The 16,527-nt window shown below is 76.9% G+C and carries 16 protein-coding genes and 1 pseudogene; 2 read left to right on the top strand and 15 right to left on the bottom strand.

The features are described 5' to 3' along the window. Positions 1-196: 196 nt before the first annotated feature. Together ACFYUY_RS26580 and ACFYUY_RS26575 are read right to left on the bottom strand one after the other, a co-directional pair. Positions 197-1,258: a TIGR03617 family F420-dependent LLM class oxidoreductase gene (locus ACFYUY_RS26580; RefSeq protein ID WP_387904292.1), complete on the bottom strand. Its 1,062-nt coding sequence runs from the start codon at positions 1,256-1,258 to the stop codon at positions 197-199. An 83-nt stretch (positions 1,259-1,341) separates the two neighbouring features. Then, complete coding sequence (locus ACFYUY_RS26575; RefSeq protein WP_387904350.1) at positions 1,342-2,499, bottom strand: NADase-type glycan-binding domain-containing protein; 1,158 nt, start codon at positions 2,497-2,499, stop codon at positions 1,342-1,344. 64 nt (positions 2,500-2,563) lie between these two features. On the opposite strand from ACFYUY_RS26575, the gene ACFYUY_RS26570 reads away from it, so the two are divergent. Next, positions 2,564-3,121 carry a hypothetical protein gene (locus tag ACFYUY_RS26570; RefSeq protein WP_387904357.1) on the top strand — a complete coding sequence of 186 codons (558 nt, stop codon included), beginning with the start codon at positions 2,564-2,566 and terminating at the stop codon, positions 3,119-3,121. Between the two features lie 2 nt (positions 3,122-3,123). Here ACFYUY_RS26570 and ACFYUY_RS26565 read toward each other — a convergent pair. From ACFYUY_RS26565 to ACFYUY_RS26525, 9 genes and pseudogenes are all read right to left on the bottom strand, one after another. Beyond that, positions 3,124-3,189: pseudogene (locus ACFYUY_RS26565) on the bottom strand (zinc-ribbon domain-containing protein); the annotation flags it as partial. 3 nt (positions 3,190-3,192) lie between these two features. Further along, entirely contained in the window at positions 3,193-3,756 is a 564-nt protein-coding gene (locus tag ACFYUY_RS26560) for a phage tail protein (protein ID WP_387904290.1), read from the bottom strand. Then, positions 3,753-5,714, bottom strand: a complete 1,962-nt coding sequence (locus ACFYUY_RS26555) for a putative baseplate assembly protein (protein ID WP_387904288.1) — start codon at positions 5,712-5,714, stop codon at positions 3,753-3,755. Before ACFYUY_RS26555 ends, ACFYUY_RS26560 begins: the two co-directional genes overlap by 4 nt. Then, positions 5,714-6,154 (bottom strand): GPW/gp25 family protein, encoded by a 441-nt coding sequence (locus ACFYUY_RS26550; RefSeq protein ID WP_360216632.1) that lies wholly within the window; start codon positions 6,152-6,154, stop codon positions 5,714-5,716. Before ACFYUY_RS26550 ends, ACFYUY_RS26555 begins: the two co-directional genes overlap by 1 nt. Further along, a complete protein-coding gene (locus ACFYUY_RS26545) occupies positions 6,151-6,462 on the bottom strand; it encodes a PAAR domain-containing protein (protein WP_360216635.1) in 312 nt (103 codons plus the stop codon). Before ACFYUY_RS26545 ends, ACFYUY_RS26550 begins: the two co-directional genes overlap by 4 nt. A gap of 164 nt (positions 6,463-6,626) precedes the next feature. Next, positions 6,627-8,405 (bottom strand): VgrG-related protein, encoded by a 1,779-nt coding sequence (locus ACFYUY_RS26540; protein WP_387904285.1) that lies wholly within the window; start codon positions 8,403-8,405, stop codon positions 6,627-6,629. After that, positions 8,402-9,121 (bottom strand): LysM peptidoglycan-binding domain-containing protein, encoded by a 720-nt coding sequence (locus tag ACFYUY_RS26535; RefSeq protein WP_360216641.1) that lies wholly within the window; start codon positions 9,119-9,121, stop codon positions 8,402-8,404. Before ACFYUY_RS26535 ends, ACFYUY_RS26540 begins: the two co-directional genes overlap by 4 nt. A 154-nt stretch (positions 9,122-9,275) precedes the next feature. Further along, the gene (locus ACFYUY_RS26530; RefSeq protein WP_360216644.1) at positions 9,276-9,701 is read right to left on the bottom strand and encodes a phage tail protein; all 426 of its coding nucleotides are present in this window, start codon (positions 9,699-9,701) and stop codon (positions 9,276-9,278) included. Positions 9,702-9,744: 43 nt separating this feature from the next. After that, the gene (locus ACFYUY_RS26525) at positions 9,745-10,338 is read right to left on the bottom strand and encodes a hypothetical protein (RefSeq protein WP_387904282.1); all 594 of its coding nucleotides are present in this window, start codon (positions 10,336-10,338) and stop codon (positions 9,745-9,747) included. Positions 10,339-12,265: 1,927 nt separating this feature from the next. On the opposite strand from ACFYUY_RS26525, the gene ACFYUY_RS26520 reads away from it, so the two are divergent. Beyond that, positions 12,266-13,219 (top strand): hypothetical protein, encoded by a 954-nt coding sequence (locus ACFYUY_RS26520; protein WP_387904281.1) that lies wholly within the window; start codon positions 12,266-12,268, stop codon positions 13,217-13,219. Positions 13,220-13,616: 397 nt separating this feature from the next. Here ACFYUY_RS26520 and ACFYUY_RS26515 read toward each other — a convergent pair whose 3' ends face one another. The 4 genes from ACFYUY_RS26515 to ACFYUY_RS26500 all read right to left on the bottom strand — a co-directional run bounded on the left by ACFYUY_RS26515 (position 13,617) and on the right by ACFYUY_RS26500 (position 16,396). Continuing rightward, a complete protein-coding gene (locus ACFYUY_RS26515; protein WP_360216685.1) occupies positions 13,617-13,775 on the bottom strand; it encodes a DUF6760 family protein in 159 nt (52 codons plus the stop codon). Then, a complete protein-coding gene (locus ACFYUY_RS26510; protein ID WP_360216650.1) occupies positions 13,772-14,254 on the bottom strand; it encodes a hypothetical protein in 483 nt (160 codons plus the stop codon). Before ACFYUY_RS26510 ends, ACFYUY_RS26515 begins: the two co-directional genes overlap by 4 nt. Continuing rightward, a complete protein-coding gene (locus tag ACFYUY_RS26505) occupies positions 14,251-14,691 on the bottom strand; it encodes a phage tail protein (RefSeq protein WP_360216653.1) in 441 nt (146 codons plus the stop codon). The genes ACFYUY_RS26510 and ACFYUY_RS26505 overlap by 4 nt, the downstream gene beginning before the upstream one ends. 160 nt (positions 14,692-14,851) lie before the next feature. Then, positions 14,852-16,396, bottom strand: a complete 1,545-nt coding sequence (locus tag ACFYUY_RS26500) for a phage tail sheath family protein (RefSeq protein WP_360216656.1) — start codon at positions 16,394-16,396, stop codon at positions 14,852-14,854. Positions 16,397-16,527: the final 131 nt, after the last annotated feature.

Below are 16,527 nucleotides of genomic sequence, written 5' to 3'. Positions count from 1 at the left end.
AAGACATGACAGGCACCGTGACGGACCGCCGGGCGGCGCGTCACGTTCCTCGGCGTGATCCTGCCGCCCACAGGTGCGGACGGGGATGCGTTGCCCGAATCTGCCCGGACTTGGCCGCCGCCCGACCGATCGGGTACGGAGCGCGCCCGGTCGGCGCCGCGTTCGGCGCGGCCGGGCGGAGCGCCCCGGTGGAGGGTCAGGCCGGCTGCGGCCCGTCGAGCGCACGGACCGCGGCCAGGACGTCCAGGCCCAGCTCCGGGTCCGCGTCCGGCGGCAGGCTGACGGAGAGCCGGGTCACCAGCCCGCCGTAGCGGCGGGTCAGCTCGCGGGCGACCTCCTCCACCGGGCCCGACACCGCGAAGGTGTCGAACACCTCGTCGTCGATCAGCGCCGCCATCTCCGCCCAGCGGCCGCGCACCGAGTGGGTGTGCAGCTCCTCCTGGAGCCCCTCCCACCCGTACCGGGCGAGCACCGGGCGGTAGGCCGGGGTCGAGGCGTAGAAGGCCAGCCGCTCCCGCACCCCGGCCCGGTTGGCGGCCAGCTCCTCCTCCGTGCGGCCGGTGGCGGTCAGCACGTTGCCGGTGATCTCGAACGGCCGGTCCGTCCACGGCTCGCCGTCCGCCTCCGCCCGCGCCCGGGCCTCCGTCAGCCCGGGCAGCACCTGCTCCGACAGGTAGGCGGGAGAGGAGAACGGGTGGCTCAGGAACCCGTCGGCCACCGCCCCGGCGGTGCGGGTCATCAGCGGGCCGACCCCGGCCAGCAGGATCCGCGGCACCCCCGCCGGGACCGGGTCGGGCGAGAAGACCGGCGACATCATCGTGTGGGTGTAGAATTCGCCCCGGAAGCGCAGCCGTTCACCGGTCTGCCAGCTGTGCCAGATCGCCCGGACGGCGTGGACGTACTCGCGCATCCGGGCCGCCGGACGGTCCCAGGGCATCCCGAAACGCTTCTCGATGTGCGGCCTGACCTGCGAACCCAGCCCGATGACGGCCCGTCCGCCGGAGGCCGCGTGCAGGCCCCACGCCTGGTAGGCGAGCGTCATCGGGGTGCGGGCGAAGGCCACCGCGATGCCCGTGGCCAGCTCGATCGACCGGGTGCGGTCGGCCGCCCGGGCCAGCTGCAGGAACGGGTCGTAGGCGGTCTCGGCGACCACCAGCCGGTCCATGCCGCGCTGTTCGGCCCGCTCGGCCGCGTCGAGGATCCCCGCCGGGTGCCCGGAGGCGGTGGCGTCGAGTCGGAGGGCGGGCGGTCGGTGCATGGCGGTGCTCCTGGTCGCGGGCTGCGGCGGTACCCGGGTAGCCTCCCACGCCGGCGTCCGGGAACACGGCCGCAGCCCGCTCTTCACCGCTTGAAGAACTCCACCTCCGCGAGGGCGATCGGGCCGCCCTCCGGGCCGGCCGCTTCACGGACGACCAGCGTCACCTTCACCACGTCGCTCACCCCGGTCAGCACCGTCTGCGGGCCCGGCTTGTCGTTCAGGGTCACCTTCTGCTCGTGCACCTTCCCGTCCGAGCTGGTCGCCCGGAGGTCCAGGCCGATCGGCCGCGCCGTCTTCTGGAACTCCTGCGGCTCGGTGGAGGACCCGCCGTGCACGATGACGTCGACCAGCCGGAACGGCTTGGCGAAGGTGAAGCTGATCGAGTCCCCCGTGCGCGGCGCGGCCCAGTAGCTGTTGCTGAGGCCGTCCACGGCCTGGGCGGCGGGGTGCCCGCCGGCGGCGGCGCTCGCCTCGACCCCGGTCGGGGTGATCGCCTTGGCGTCGCGCAGCTTGTCCAGCACGTCCTCGTACACGTTGCGGCCCGCCGGGTAGAGCAGGACCCCGGCGACCACCAGCGCCGCCACCACCAGCACCGCGATCATCCGGCGCAGGGCGGTGCCGGAGCCGCCGATCCGCACCCGACGGCGGAACGGCCAACGGGTCCGCCACCAGGGCAGCGCGGGAGCGGCCTCGGCGACGGTCAGCGGCGCGGCGCAGCGCCGGCAGAACCGGCGGTCGGGCCGGTTGGGCGTCTGGCACCGCGGGCAGGGCGGGCCGACCTGGGCCTCCTCGGCCGTGGACGGCCGGACCACCGGACGCGGCGCGACCGGTTTGGCGGGCTGCACGGCCACCGGGTCCGCCTCGGGCTGCCGGACGGCCTCGGGGCGCGGTTGCACCGGGCCCGGCTGGACCGGCGCCGGGTCGGCGGCGCGCGCGGCCCCGAGGGTGCGGCCGGTCCGGGAGGTGCGCCCGGTTCCGGCGGTGCCCGTCTCCGCAGCGCCCGTCCCGGGCGTTCCCGTGCCGGCGCTGCCAGGGGGGTCGGCGGGGCCGGGGGCCCCGGTGCTCCCGGCGTCCGCGGCGCGCTCCGTCCGGGAGGTGCGGCCCGTCCGGAAGGTGCGGCCGGTCCGGGAGGTCCGCCCCGTCTCGGCGGTGCCGCTCCCGGCGGCGCCCGTCCCGGGCGTGTCGGGGTCCGCGGTGCTCGGGAGGGCGGGGGCACCGACGGTACCGGCGCCGGGAGTCACGGCCTCGGCACTCCTCGGAGCGGCGCTCCCCGAAGCGGGGCTCCCCGAATCGGTGCTCCCGGCCGTGGCGCTCCCGGCCGCGGGGGATCCGCTCCGGGAGGTCCGCCCCGTCGTCGCCGACGTGCCCGTCCCGGCCGTGCCCGTCCCGGCGGCGTCCAGCGCCGCCCCGGCCGCCGCCTCGGCGGCCGCGGTGACGGCCGCGTCCAGGCCACCGGTGGGCCCGGTACCGGACGTGCGCCCCGTGCGGACGCTGCGCACCGTGTCGAGGGTGCGCCGGAGGCCGCGGGTGCGCCCGGTGGCACGGGTGCTCGCCGGACCGGTGGCCGGCGTGTCGGTGGCCGGCGTGTCGTCAGACGTCGCCGGAGCCGGCGGTTCGGGGGCGGCGGCCCGGACCGGCTGCGCGGCGGGCGCGCCGGCCGCGGGCGCACCGGCGGCCGGCGCCCCGGCCGCGGACGCGCGGCCGCCCGCCTCGCGGGCCGGACGCTCCGCGGCGGCCCCCACCGCCCGCGACGGCGACGACGACGGCGCCGCCGCCTCACCGCCACCCGCTGGCCCACCACCGGCCGGGGCCGGGGCCGACGGCGGGGCCGACGACGGCCTCCCCGCGGACCACCCCAGGTAGGCCCCGCAGTTGCCGCAGAAGTCGTCCCCGTCCTCGTTGGCCACTCCGCACTCGGGACACGTACGCATCGCTCAGCTCTCCTCCGTCCCGGGTGGACCGGGCAACACCTGCACCCGGCAGGTGAGATGGACCGGGCAGGACGCCCGGACGACGGCCAGCACCTGTTCCTCGTCCAGCTGCGGGGTGCGCTCCGGCCAGACGCGCACCAGCAGTTCCCCGGACGGCGCCGGCGGCAGGGCCGCGTCCGCGTCGGTGGACCAGGCCGCTCCGCCGCCGTCCACGACCTGCGCACCGGCACCGAGGACCAGCCGCAGCCGTTCCTGGAGCCCGCGCCGGGTGCCGCGCCACCGGTGCAGTTCGAGCGCGCGGCCGACGACGGCGCGCCGGACCTCCTCCGGCCAGGCCGGGTCGGTGTCCACCGCGACCCAGCCGGCCAGCCAGTCGAGGAAGTCGGCCGGGGCCAGCCGCGCCTGGAAGTAGGCGGGCAGGTTGTCCAGGGTGGCGAACACCGGGGCGAGGACGGTGTCCAGCCCCGCGGTGAACCGCTGGGCGAGGTCGTCCTCGGCGTACATCGAGGGCAGCAGCCCGCCGATCGGGTGGGGGCTGCGCAGCCCCGGCAGGGCGGCCCGGCTCACCGCGGACCGTCCCCGGCCAGCGGGCCCACCACGACCTGGTGCTGGTGCGAGAAGACGAGGGCGTCGGGGGCGACGTCGACCCGCTCGGCGGGCGCGCCCCGGCGCCCGGTGATCGGGTCCGCCGGGAAGAGGCGCAGCTCGTCGACCGCGGCGACGCCGGGCACCTGCTGCAGCACCGCGAACATCTCCCCGTACTGCACGGACCGGCCGAACGGCCAGCCCGACCCGTCCGCCCCGCCGCGCAGCGGGTTGAGGTACCGGAACAGCGCGGTGAGCGCCGCCTCGCGGACCCGGTCGGCGTCCGGGGCGTCGGTCGCCAGCCGGGCCACCACCGTCACCCCCTGGTAGGAGGGCGGCTGGACGAGCAGCCGGGTGCCGACCAGCCGCCGCTCGTCGAGGGCGGTGGCGATCGCGGCCAGCATCGGCTCCCCGGGGATCAGCTGCTCGAAGCGCAGCCGGTCGCCCTCGTCGGCGACCGCGTCGGGGACCACGAGCACCCGTACGGCGCCCGCCTCCCCGGCGACGGCCGGCACGCAGCGGATCCGGGCCGCGGAGGGCGCGGCCTGGCGGGCGATCAGCTCGTAGTCCCCCGCGGTGACGGCCCGTTCCTGCAGCCGCAGCACGTGCGGGGCCCGCTGCTTGGCGTTCTCCACCGTCTCGCCGTCGACCCCGCCCCGGGCCGCCTCGCGGTTGTCCACACCGGCCACGTACGGAACGGAGCTGCGCAGCACGGTGATGGTGCTCCGGGCGACGTTGCCGGCCGTCCCCCCGCCGGTGCGGTAGTGCGGCACCCGCAGCTGGGCTCCCTTGGGCGGCACCGCACCGAAGGAGCGCAGGGTGCCGTCGGGTTCCCGGACGGCGGGCGGGAAGGCGAACTCGCCCGTGGTGGCGTCGATGACCACGTGCCGGTCGGTCGGCGCGGAGTCGCCGAAGTGCTCGACGGCCCTCCAGCGCTCCCAGCCCTCGCCGGCCGACACCTCGACCACCGGGGCCCCGTCGTCGAGCAGGACGGGCGGCCGGGCGAGCCGGAACCGCTGGCCGGCGACGCCCTCCGAGGCGCCGAGCGGCGCGTCGACGACGCTCTGCGCGTGGACGACGGTCGCGGTGCCGCCGACGGTGAACACCTCGGCCCGGCGGATCGTCGGGGACTCCGCGTAGAACGGCTGGCCCGGCTCGGGCGCCGTCACCCGGCAGCGCAGCCAGCCCGCCCGGCGCCCGGCGACCACCGAGGCGGTGTGCCCGGCGGGCACGAACACCACGACCTCACCGGGGCGGTTGAGGCCGCCGGTGGTGTCGGTGCCGGTCTCGCAGGCGGTCCACCGCGCGCCGTCCCACACCTCCCAGGCCAGCGGCGGCTGCCGGGGGTCGACGCCGACGCCCTCGACCCGGCTGTCCAGCCGGACCACGAGGATGCAGCGGGGCACGACCGTCGGCAGGGCGAACAGCATGGCGTCCCCGACCTCGGGGCGCGGCTGGAAGCAGGGCACGTCCACGCCGTCGGCGAGCCGGGTGGTGCCGTCGCTCTGCTCCCCGGCGGCGGAGACGGTGACCAGCCGGTCGAGGGAGCTCGGCACCACCGGCAGGTCCTCGACGGTGGAGAAGACCACCGCCTCCTCGGTCTCGGTGCGCTGCGTGGAGACCTCGGTGCCGGCACGCAGCAGGACGGTCTCGGGCTGCGGGGCCGACAGCCAGAAGTCGACCTCGGCGGTCGCCGCGGACGGCGGGAAGAGCCGCACCCCCAGCAGGTCGAGGAAGGCGGAGTAGTTCTTCTCGGGCACCCGGTTCAGCCGGTAGAGCAGCTGGTCGACCATGTACGCGAAGGTCTCGATCAGCGTGACCCCGGGGTCGGACACGTTGTGGTCGGTCCACTCCGGGGCGCGCTGCTGCACGAACCGCTTGGCCTCGTCGACGAGCTGCTGGAAGCGGCGGTCGTCCAGGTTCGGGGAGGGCAGTGGCATCAGAGCGCTCCCCCGCTCAGGGCGCCGGAGGTCTCCGGGGCGTCCGGGGAGGCCGGGATCGTGTAGAAGGGGAAGACCAGGTTGCGGCGGTCGTTGGTGGACCGCACGGTGTAGTGGACGTCGATGTAGAGCGTGCCGTCGTCCACGGTGTCGAAGGCGATCACGACGTCGTCGACCTCGATCCTGGGTTCCCAGCGCTCCAGGGCGATGCGCACCTCGCGGGCGATCCGCCCGGCGGTGCTGCCGTCGCTCGGCGCGAACACGTACTCGTGGATGCCGCAGCCGAACTCCGGGCGCATCGGCCGCTCCCCGGGGGCGGTGCCGAGGATGAGCCGGATGGCCTCCTCGATCTCCCGGTCCCGGTCCACCATGCCGATCCCGCCCGTGGCGTTGACCCGGAGCGGGAAGGCCCAGCCCCGGCCGATGAAGTTGGCGGTCATGCGACGCCCCCGATCAGTACGGTGAACGCGCCGGTCAGGATCCGCGCGCCACAGGCCGTCTTGTCCCCCATCCGGGCCGCCGGGAGCCCGCCGATCAGCACCTCGCCCCTGGCCACCGCCCCGAGGTCGGGCAGCACGACGTTGGCGGGCCCGAGTTCGACGTGCGGGACGCAGGCGTGCAGGCTGCCGGCGACGGCGGCCGGTCGGCCGCCGATCAGCACGGTCTCCACCGCGAGGGCGCCTGGGGGCGGGGTGGTGAGGGCACCGCCGTGGTCGGTGGTGTCGCCCGTCCGGGCTGCGGGTGGCATGTGCGGTCTCCCATCGGATGGTGTGCGGGGCCGGGGCGGTCTTCGGGGCCGGCCCGCCCCGGGTGTGCGGCCCGCATCGACGCGGGTTCGGTCGGTGCGGGCCGGGTGGACGTCAACCCTCCCAGTGGGAAGCATGTCTGACGTCACGTCAATCACTTGTCGGTTCAGTTGATGCGCACCAGCGCCGCCTTGAGCACCGCGAGCGCGCCGCCGTCCACGGTGACCTCGGTCCGGCCGGTGACGTTCACCGACGCCCCCCGCAGGTTCACGGCCCCGGTGCCGGCGTCGATGGTGACGCCGGAGGAGGACAGCCGGACGGAGCTCGCCGCCGCGCCGGCCGCGCCGAAGACCGTCAGCACGATCTCGCCGCGCTGCTCGTCCAGCTTGACCTCCAGCTTGCGGTCCCCGCTGGCCAGCCGGACGCCGGACGGCCCGCCGGGGACGTCCAGCAGTTCCATCCGGTGGCCCGAACGGGACACCAGCGAACGGCGGTTGACCTTCCCCGAGGCCGGGTCGACCAGCGGGACGTCGTGCCGCGACGGCTTGTCGACGCCGTTGTACAGGCCCCCCAGCACGTACGGGCTGTCCAGGGAGCCCTGCTCGAAGCCGACCAGCACCTCGTCGTTGACCTCCGGGCTGAACACGCCGCCGCCGCCCTGGCCGCCCCACTGGACGGTGCGCACCCAGTCCGAGACGTAGGTGTCGTCCAGCCACGGGAACTTCAGCCGGACCCAGCCGCGTTGCGCACCGCCCGGCTCCCGGACGTCGGTGACCACGGCGATCGCCAGGCCCGGCATCCGCGGCCCGCGCGGCGGCGCGGCGCCCCCGGCGGCCAGCCCGGCCAGCGAGCGGTCCGGCGCCGCGCTCACCACGACGGTGGTCCGGTACCCGCGGTACGGCTCCAGCAGGTGGCGCACGGCCGTCGCGGTGTAGCGGCCGGAGAAGGCCGCGCCGACGTTGCCCAGGGCGACGGGCGTGCCCGCCCGCAGCCTCGGGTTGCCCTCCACCACCGCCTCCAGCTCGCCGAAACCGGCGGCCACCGAGGCCGCGATCGACCCGGCCGCGGCCGCGGTCTCCGCCTGGGTGCGGTACGGCGTGTCGGCGACGGTCATCCGGCTCTTGCCCGGGAAGGCCGCGCCCACCGTGGACGGGCTCAGCCCGGGGCGCACCGTCTCGCCGTTCACCGACGGCTCGGTGGCGACCAGGGCCTTCTTGGTGGTCACGTTCCAGCCGCGCACCTCGACCGCGTCCGCCCCGCCGCCGCCCGTCAGCACGCCGCGCAGCTCCAGCAGGTTGCGGCCGTACTCCAGCACCAGCGGGTTCTGCGGGGCGGGCGTCGAGGGCGCGGGCGCCTTGGAGGCCGGCTCGGGCTTCACGAACTCCAGCAGCCCGGCGTCGTCCACCCGCACCTGCGCGCCGCTCTCCTGCGCCAGGTACTGCAGGAACTCCCAGTCGGAGACGTTCGCCTGCGAGAGCTGCTGGTGGACGACGGGGAACGCGTCGACCCGGCCGCAGCCCAGCCCCGCGCCCGCCGCCACCTGGCGGACGATGTCCGCCGTCGTCATGGTGCGGAAGGCCTTCACCCGGCGCCCGCGCATCAGCCGGTGGGTGACCGCGGAGGCCCGCACCACGGTGAACGAGCCCGTGGCGTCCACGTCCAGCTCCAGTGCCGTCACCTCCCCGGTGAACAGCCGCTCCTGCGCGTGGTCCTGGACGGTCACCACCGAGACCTTCAGCTTGGTGCCGATGGTGATGCCGGTCTCGGCGAGGAAGCCGTGGTACGCGTCGCGGAACACCAGGACGGCCGTGTCGGGCAGGCCGACGCTCTCCTCGATGTCGCAGGAGACCAGCTGCGCCGCCCACGCCGCCGGGAGCGGGCCCGGTGCCTCGACGATCGGGTCGGCGGCGAAGGAACGGCCGCCGCGCGCCTCGGGGGTGGTCACGGCCGACCACCCCGCGCCCGGTCGTCGACGGCCGGAACGATCAGCTCCGTGCCGGGGACGAGCACCATCGGGTCGTCCAGGTCGTTGGCCTCGGCGATGGTCCGCCACGCCGTCGCGTCGCCGTACTCGCGCCAGGCGAGCAGCGGCAGGCTGTCCCCCGCGATCACCCGGTGGGTGCTGCGGGCCTCCATCGAGCCCGACGTCGGGTTCTGGCCCGCCGGGTCGACGCTGGCCTCGTCGATGGTGAGCGAGCAGGTCGCCCGCAGCGGCTTGCCGTCCACGTCGAACAGCGAGTAGGTGACGGACAGGGCGCTCAGCACCCCGTTGAACGAGGTCGTCCTCGACGTCCCCCAGTCCAGCCGGATCCACGGGCTCGACGGCGTCTTGCGCGCCAGGCTGCTCGGGGTCGGCACGCAGGCCGTCATCAGCTGCTCCACCGCCCGTTCCACGGAGTTGTCGTGCGTCGCGGTGGCGTCGAGGAACACCTCCAGGGAGAGCGAGCGCGGCCCGCTGCCGACGAACTCGGGCAGCGCGGACTGGCCGGCCGTCCGGGACGGCGTGCGGCGCCACTCGGTGGACTTGCTCAGCACGAGGCTCGCCGGGTTGAACTGCAGCCGGAGCCGCACGAGCACGCCGCCCGGCTGGGCGCCGACGGTCGACGGGGGCTCCATGATGGTCACCTGGGCCCGGGTCACGCTCGCGGGGACCGAGGACATCCCGCACCTCCTTCCGTTGGTCGTCTGGTCGTCTGGTCGTCTGCTGGTCTGTGGCGGTTCGGTGGTCGACGGCGGTCCGGTCGCCCGGTGGTCCGTGGCGGTCCGGTGGTCCGGTCGCCGGTGGGACCGACCGGCCGGGTGGGGGCCGGCCCGGTCAGGACGGGCGCAGGCCCGCGTGGGCGATCTCCAGGGTCTCCACGGCGGCCTGCGAGTTCGACGGGTCGAAGGACGGGCCCTGCCAGCTCACCGGGACGATGCCCAGCACCTGCCAGCTGACGATCCGGCTCAGGTCGGGGCGCAGCGCCACGATCTCGCCGTCCTTGGGCTCGACCCGGCGCACCGTCTCGTCCAGCCAGCGCGCGATCTTGAGGGTGTCCGCGGTGACCGCCCGGGTGAGCGTGATGTTCGACCACGTGATGCGCCCCGGCAGCTGCCAGGAGAAGCCGTTGTTGCCGCCCTCGGCGTACTGGTGGATCTCCACCTGTGCGCCCAGGCCCGAGCAGGTCGTGAACTCCCCCAGGTCGTTGCCGCCGATCGTGAGTCTGAAGAACACGCTCGTCGCGAAGATGTTGTCGGTCATGTCCCGCCTCCGTCGCCTGCCCGCCGATGTCCGCCCCGCGCCCTCACCGGCGACCGTCGTACGGCCGCCCGGCGCGTTCCCTTCCCCTGCGCAGTTCGGCGCGCAGCAGCCGTCCGACGGGCTCGATCAGACGCCGGGCCAGCTCGTCGAGGTGGTCCGCCCCGAAGGCGCCCCCGGCCTGCGCCCCGCTGCCCTCCTGGGCACCGGCGGCCGCGCCCGGGTGCGGCAGCCCCGGCCCGCCCGGCGCCGCGGAGCGGGACACCACGGGGCTGCCGGCCGGAACGGCCGTCATCGGCACCCCGGTCAGGCCCGCGTGCTCGGCCACCCGTTGCAGCACCCGCGCGGTGTCCGCCGCCACCCCGGGCTGCGACCCAGCGGCCGGCCCGGGAGCGCCGCTCGCGCCGCCCCGGACCGGTGCCCGCCACACCACCTGACGGGGCGCCGGCGCGGCGCCCGTACCGGGCAACCCCGGCAGCGACCGGCCCCCGGCGCCGGGTGACGACGGGGCCAGCGGGGACAGCGACGGCACCGGCGGTGCGGCGGGCTGGGCGGCGGGGCCGGCGATCGGCAGCCGCTGGACGGCCGCCCGGTCCGCCACGTCCCTCGGCGGGGCCGGGCGCACCACGGGCACGGGCACCGCGCCACGTGGCGCGGACCGCCGCGAACCGGCGGACGAAGCAGATGAGGCGGATGAGGCGGACGAAGCCACGGAGGCTGCGGCGGAGCCGGCGACGGCCCCGGCACCCCCGGGCGGTGGAACGAACGGCGACGCGCCGCCCCCGGAGGGCGCGGGCGACGCGCCCGGGCCCGAGGGGGCCGGAACGCCCGAAGCGGACCGCTGCACGCTCGGCAGCGGCCCGGCGGCCGGCGCACCGTGCCCGGCCGCGCCGGCGGGCCGGGCGGCAGCCCGGGGAACGGAGACCCGGTCGGCCGCCGGGCCGACGAGGCCGGTCGGGGAGCCCGCGGCCACGGGTGCGGACGGGCCCGCCGCGCCGCCCCCGGGCACGGCCCGCCGGACGTCCGTCGCGGTCCCGTCCGTTCCGGCGGCGGGAGCGGACCTCCGCCGCCCCCACCAGGCACGACCGACCGCCGCGACGGCCGCCGCGGGCGCCGCGCCGGACCGGACCGCCGCGTCCGACGGCGTCGGGCTCACCCTGCGCTGCAGTCGCCCGGACGCGGGCGCGGTCGACGCCGGCACGGTCGGCGCGGGCACGGTCGGCGCGGGCACGGTCGGCGCGGGCACGGTGGACGTACCGGTGCCGGCACGCGCCTCCGCGGTGCCACCGGCACGCGACGGCGACCGGTGCGCACCGGAGTCGGATCCACCCGTCGGCAGCGGCAGCCGGCCGTCCGCCGGAACGCCGGGGCGGCCGTCGGGCACGGCGGCCCGTGCGGGCGAGGCCGTCGGACCGGCGCCGCCGGACCGGGCCCGCCGCGCGGCGGCCCGGCCGCCGGGGACAGCTGACCGCTGCACCGGCGACGGTCCCGTCCCCGAGGTCGTGGTGCCGGGCCCACCGGACGGACCGGACGGGGCCGACGAAGCCGTCGAGCCCGCCCCGGGATGCCCGGCGCCCGGGTTCCCCGCCCGGTCGGACCGGCCCTGCGCCGCCGAGCGGCCGCGCGGCAGCGGACCGGCCCCGTCGGACCCGGAGCGCTGCACGGGCGCTCGCCCGTCAGCGGCCGCGCGGGCCGACGAAGCCGGGCGGGCGGAAGACTCGCCGCGCTCCCCACCGGTTCGGGGGGCACGCAGGACGGCCGCGGCCCGGCTGCGCCAGGTCGCGGGGGCGGCCGGTTGCCCGGCCGGCTCACCGGCCGGTGGCGCGCCCGCTTCGACGGCGCGTGCCGCCGGCTCCTGGCGCCAGGAGGCCCGTACCACGGGCGGAGCGGCCGGCGCCGGGGCCGAGCCTGACGCGGAGGCACCGAACACGGGAGCTGCCGCCGCGGACGCCGCGAGCGTCGAGGTCATGGCACGCGCGCCGAGCAGGCCCCGCGTCCGGTGGCCGGGCGCGGTCGCCGCCGCGCCGCCGATCGGTGCCCGCGCCACGACGAGCGGCACTCCGCCGCCCGTGGCCGTCACGACCGGCCGGGTGCCCGGGGCGGGGCGGGCGACGGCGCCCGAGGGCGCGGAGCCACCCTGCGCGCCTCGACCGACACCCGGACCGGCACCCGAGCCGGTACCGGGGGCGTCCGGGGCGGCGTGCTGCCCGGAGCCGTGCCCAGGGCCGGGGCCGGCGCTGCCGAGTGCGCGCTGCACCGCGGTAGTGCCCGGGCCGGTCGCCGCTCGGTGCTGCTCCGACCGCGTGGACCCGGAAGCCTCCGCCCCGCCGCTCCCTGCGGAGGCCGCAGGCCTGGCCGCGGCCGCGCCCCCGCTCCCGGATCCGGGAGCGGCAGGCGACGCCGTGCGGCGCGGCGCGGGGGCAGCGGTGCCGCCCTCCGGCGTCGGGGCCGTGGACCGCCGGGCCGGGCTGCGCCGGCCGCCGGGCCCGGGCACGCCGGCCGTCGGCGGGAGCCCGGCCAGCGGTGCGCCCAGCCCGCCACGGGCCCGGGCAGCGGACGCGCCGGGGGTGGCGGAGGTCGAGGAGTCGGTGCGCCGCACGCCGGGGTTCACCGTGGACGGCGCCGCGGCGGGGCCGCCGCTGCGGGCGGCGCGCTGCACGGGGGCGGCCTCGGCGCGCGCGGGCGCGGAGGTGGGCGGCGCGGCGCCACCGGCCGGATCCGCCACCGGGGCCGCCGGGGCGGGCGCGGCCACGATCGGCATCGGCGCGGCCGCGGGGCCTGCCGCGCCCTCGGTGGCGGGCTGCGGCGAGGCGCTCGCGGGCAGGGCGGTCAGCGGCGCCCCCAGGACGGGACGGCGCGCGGCGGCGCGCTGCACCGGGCCGCCGGGGCCCGCGGTCGAGGCGGTGGCCGCCGGGCCGGCGGGCCGGGTCTCGGTCGGCTCGGGCCGACCGGCGGGCGTGCTCGGGGTCGGTGCGGAGGCCGGGGTGGGTACGGAGGCCGGGGTGGGTACGGAGGCCGGGGTCGGTGCGGAGGCCGAGGAGCCACTCGTCGGCACCGGGTCCGCGGACATCGCGGCGGCGGGTCCGGCCGTCGGTGCGGCGACCCGTTCCGCCGCGGGCGGCGGGAGCACGGTGACGGCGCGCAGCGGCAGGGTGCGCGGGCGCGTCGCCGCGGTCAGCGGCCGCGTCACGCGGCGCAGCACGACCGGGCCGGCGGGCGCGGTCCGGGCCTGCGCACCGGACGACGGCACGGCGGCGGACGACGGCACGGCGGCAGTCGACGACGCGGGGGCGGACGACGACGCACCACCGGACGACGGCGCACCGCCGGGCGAGGCCACGCCACCGGACGAAGCCACGGGGGCGGAGCCGGAAGCAGCCGCCCGGTCGGCAGGCCGCGCCGGGGCGGCGGCCCGGGTCTGCGCCGCGGTGACCCGCGCGGGCAGGCGGCGTCGGGCAGGCACGGCCCGCTGCACCTGCCGGACCGCACCGAGCTGCCCGGGCACCTCCTCCGGCGCGTAGGCGCCGTCCGAGCCGGGCGCCCGCGGCGGCGCCGCGTACGGCAGGGCAGGCCCGTCCGTCCCGGCGGAGGCCGTCGGGACGGACGGCCGGGCGACCGCCCGCAGGATGCCGGCCGGGGCGGCGGGGAGCAGCGCGTGCCCGAGCGTGCCGGACAGCGAGGGGTTCTGCCAGGAGGCGAGCCGGCCCCGGAAGCGCAGGCCGTCGCTGACCCCGGTGGCCGGCTCCGCGAGGGTGCGGGCCAGTGGCCCGACGTCACGCCAACCGCCGTCCGGAGCCGGTGCGTTGCCCGACGCCGGGCCGTCGACGGCCGGTGCGCCCGCCGGAGCGGGCGCCGGTGCCTCGGCCGGCGCGGTGCCGGCGGCCCGGCGCGCGAACCTGTCCCGGAACCCCATGCCGTTCACCCGCCTTCGTTAACGCGGGTGTTGATCCGCGCGATCTCCGCCACCCACGCCCGGCGCTCGTGGTGGGTCAGGTCGAGAACGGACTCCCGCTCCCAGTGGAAGTGGTAGGCGATGTACGCGACCTCCTCGTACAGCCGGGCGGTCGCGTACGTCACCATTCCCCCAGGCGCCCACCAGCGAGGTCGACCTCGAAGCCGCCCTCGCAGTGCGGGCAGGTCACCGCGGCGCGGGTGTGGCCCTCGCTGTTGATCCGCTGGTAGAAGTCCTGGAGGAACGCGACGTCGGTGGCGTACATGCGCTCGACCACGCCGGCGTGCACGTCGGTGACGGTGCCGAGCCGGGTGATCACGTGGCTCAGCAGCACCACGCTCAGGTACGCCGGGTTCTCCTTGACGCGCTGGTCGATCTGGGGCATGAGCTCGTCCCGCGCGGTCGCCAGGCGCATGGCACCGTGGCGGTGCACGGTGCCCTCGTCGTCGACGTACCCGCGCGGGAGCTCGAACTCGAACTCCGTCTGCAGCCCGTGGTCCTGCGGGCTCCGGCCGCGCTGCGGCGCGGCGGCCTGCGGGGCCGGGGCCGCCGCAGGCGCCGGGGCCTTCTCCAGGAGCTCGTCGAGGCCGATCCGTCTCCTCATTCGACGGAGATCTCCTCGAACACGATGGTCACCTTCTCGGTCGCGGCGCTCGACTCGCCGGCGGTGAGCGTGGGGCCCTCCCAGCGGCTGGCCCAGGCGTTCATCAGCTGGATGCGGCGCAGGGTGGCGCCGGTGGTGTCCTTGACCTCGATGGTGAGGTTCTGGCGCGCGGTGTTGATCGCGCCGTTGTTGAGGGTCTCCTTGATCCAGGTGGTGAACGCCCCGCTCTTGTCGAGACCGCGGGTGATCGTCACCTCCCCCGGCAGCCGGGCACCCGGCTGCTTGCGGACGATCAGCTTGCCCTGCTGGGTCACCTGCTTGTACTCGACGACGTCCTGGTCGACGGTGAGGTTGCTGATCTCCTTGACGGACTCGACGTTGTAGCCGCCGAGCTGGACGCCGAAGATGTGTGTGGAGAGCGGATCGCCTTCAGCCATGACTTCCTGTCACCTTCCGGTGTGTTGCGGACCTGCTGGACCTGCTGGACGTGCTGGACCTACTGGACCTGCGTGGAGCCGGACCGGCGCGGGCCGGCCCGGTGCGACCGGACGGGCCCGGCGTCCGTGCCGGGCCCCTCCGGTCCGCCGGACGGACCGGTCACTCGTTGACGAGGCTCGTGCTGTCGGAGAACTGCGACAGCCGGAACACCACGAACTCGGCGGGCTTCACCGGCGCGACCCCGATCTCACAGATCACCTGGCCGAGGTCGATGGACTCCGGGGGGTTGTTCTCGCGGTCGCACTTCACGTAGAAGGCCTCCGCGGCGGTCTGCCCGAACAGCGCCCCGCGCCGCCACTCCTCGGTGAGGAACGCGGTGATGTTGCGGCGGATGCTGGACCACAGCCGGTCGTCGTTGGGCTCGAAGACCACCCACTGGGTGCCCAGGAGGATCGACTCCTCCAGGTAGTTGAAGAGCCGCCGCACGTTGAGGTAGCGCCACGCCGGGTCCGAGGACAGGGTGCGGGCGCCCCAGATCCGGATGCCGCGCCCGGGGAACGCCCGCACGCAGTTGACGCCGATCGGGTTCAGCAGGTCCTGCTCGCCCTTGCTGAGGCGGATCTCCAGGTCGACGGCGCCGCGGATGACCTCGTTGGCGGGCGCCTTGTGGACGCCGCGCTCGGCGTCGCTGCGCGCCCAGACCCCGGCGACGTGGCCGCTCGGGGGGACCATCGCGTTGCGCCCGGTCGCCGGGTCGAACACCTTGATCCACGGGTAGTACAGCGTGGCGTAGCGGGAGTCGAAGCCCGCCTCGTCGTTGCGCCAGGTGCGCACCTGCTGGGCGTTCAGGCCCGGCGGCGGGTCGAGGACGGCGATCCGGTCGCCCATCTGCTCGCAGTGCGACATGACCGCCAGCTGGACGGTCCGCACGCCCTCCGCGTCGATCTCGCCGCGCTGGTAGGAGCTCATCAGGTCGGGGACGGCGACCATGGTGATCTCGTCGATCGACTCCAGCCCGGCGAACCCGGTGCGGGCCGAGGCGTCCCCGACGTACTCGGCCGGGTCGACGCGGGTGCCGGCGGGCGCGATCGGGCCGGTCGCGGGGGCCGCGGCGAGCGCCAGGGTCTGGCGCTCCGGGCGGCTGGGCGCGGTGCCGGGCTGCTCGCTGACCGCGATGAGCTTCGACTCGCGCAGCTGGGTGACGACGTAGCCCTTGGTGCTCTTGCGGGTGGAGACCTCGAAGGTCTCCGCCACCTCGGCACCCTTGCGGACGACCAGCTTGAAGCGGTCGTCGGGGACGTTCTCGCCCTCGGCGTCGGCGATCTCGACGGAGACGTCGCCGCCGGCGGCGGGCAGCACCGAGTACAGGAAGCCGGCCACCGGGGTGGGCGCGGGCGCCTGGCGGACGGGCGCGGGCCGGCCGGTGGCCGCGCCGTCGGCGGGCCGTCCGACCCGGACGACGTAGACGGCGCCGCCGCCGTTGGCGAAGAACCCGTAGACGGCGTGGGGCAGGTAGGTGCCCTCGGTGAAACCACCGAACTGCTGGACGTACTGGTCCCAGTTCGTCACCAGGGTGGGTTCGTGGAAGGGTCCGGTCTCGGCGAAGCCGACCAGGGCGGCGACGGCCGTGCCGACTCCCTCGATCGGCCGGGCACCGGACTGGACCTCCTCCACGTACACGCCCGGGGTGAGGTACGACGGCATGCTCGCTCCTTCTGGTGGCCGATCAGTCGCCACCGAGTCTCGCCGCCGGACCGCCCCCGGGGACATGTCCGCAGGTCCCGGACCAGGGGCAACGTCACTGCCCCGGCGGGCACCCCGGGGCGCCCGGGCGG

The sequence above is a fragment of the Kitasatospora sp. NPDC004745 genome, from assembly GCF_042873275.1.
GTDB lineage: Bacteria > Actinomycetota > Actinomycetes > Streptomycetales > Streptomycetaceae > Kitasatospora.
The sequence above is the reverse complement of the archived record's forward strand: the minus strand, read 5'-3'. Positions and strand labels throughout refer to the sequence as shown.

Coding starts and splice junctions, on each gene's coding strand:
- ACFYUY_RS26555 (WP_387904288.1), bottom strand. CDS start 5,714: ATGCCACTGCCCTCCCCGAACCTGGACGACCGCCGCTTCCAGCAGCTC.
- ACFYUY_RS26580 (WP_387904292.1), bottom strand. CDS start 1,258: ATGCACCGACCGCCCGCCCTCCGACTCGACGCCACCGCCTCCGGGCAC.
- ACFYUY_RS26505 (WP_360216653.1), bottom strand. CDS start 14,691: ATGGCTGAAGGCGATCCGCTCTCCACACACATCTTCGGCGTCCAGCTC.
- ACFYUY_RS26535 (WP_360216641.1), bottom strand. CDS start 9,121: ATGTCCTCGGTCCCCGCGAGCGTGACCCGGGCCCAGGTGACCATCATG.
- ACFYUY_RS26550 (WP_360216632.1), bottom strand. CDS start 6,154: ATGACCGCCAACTTCATCGGCCGGGGCTGGGCCTTCCCGCTCCGGGTC.
- ACFYUY_RS26530 (WP_360216644.1), bottom strand. CDS start 9,701: ATGACCGACAACATCTTCGCGACGAGCGTGTTCTTCAGACTCACGATC.
- ACFYUY_RS26510 (WP_360216650.1), bottom strand. CDS start 14,254: ATGAGGAGACGGATCGGCCTCGACGAGCTCCTGGAGAAGGCCCCGGCG.
- ACFYUY_RS26545 (WP_360216635.1), bottom strand. CDS start 6,462: ATGCCACCCGCAGCCCGGACGGGCGACACCACCGACCACGGCGGTGCC.
- ACFYUY_RS26500 (WP_360216656.1), bottom strand. CDS start 16,396: ATGCCGTCGTACCTCACCCCGGGCGTGTACGTGGAGGAGGTCCAGTCC.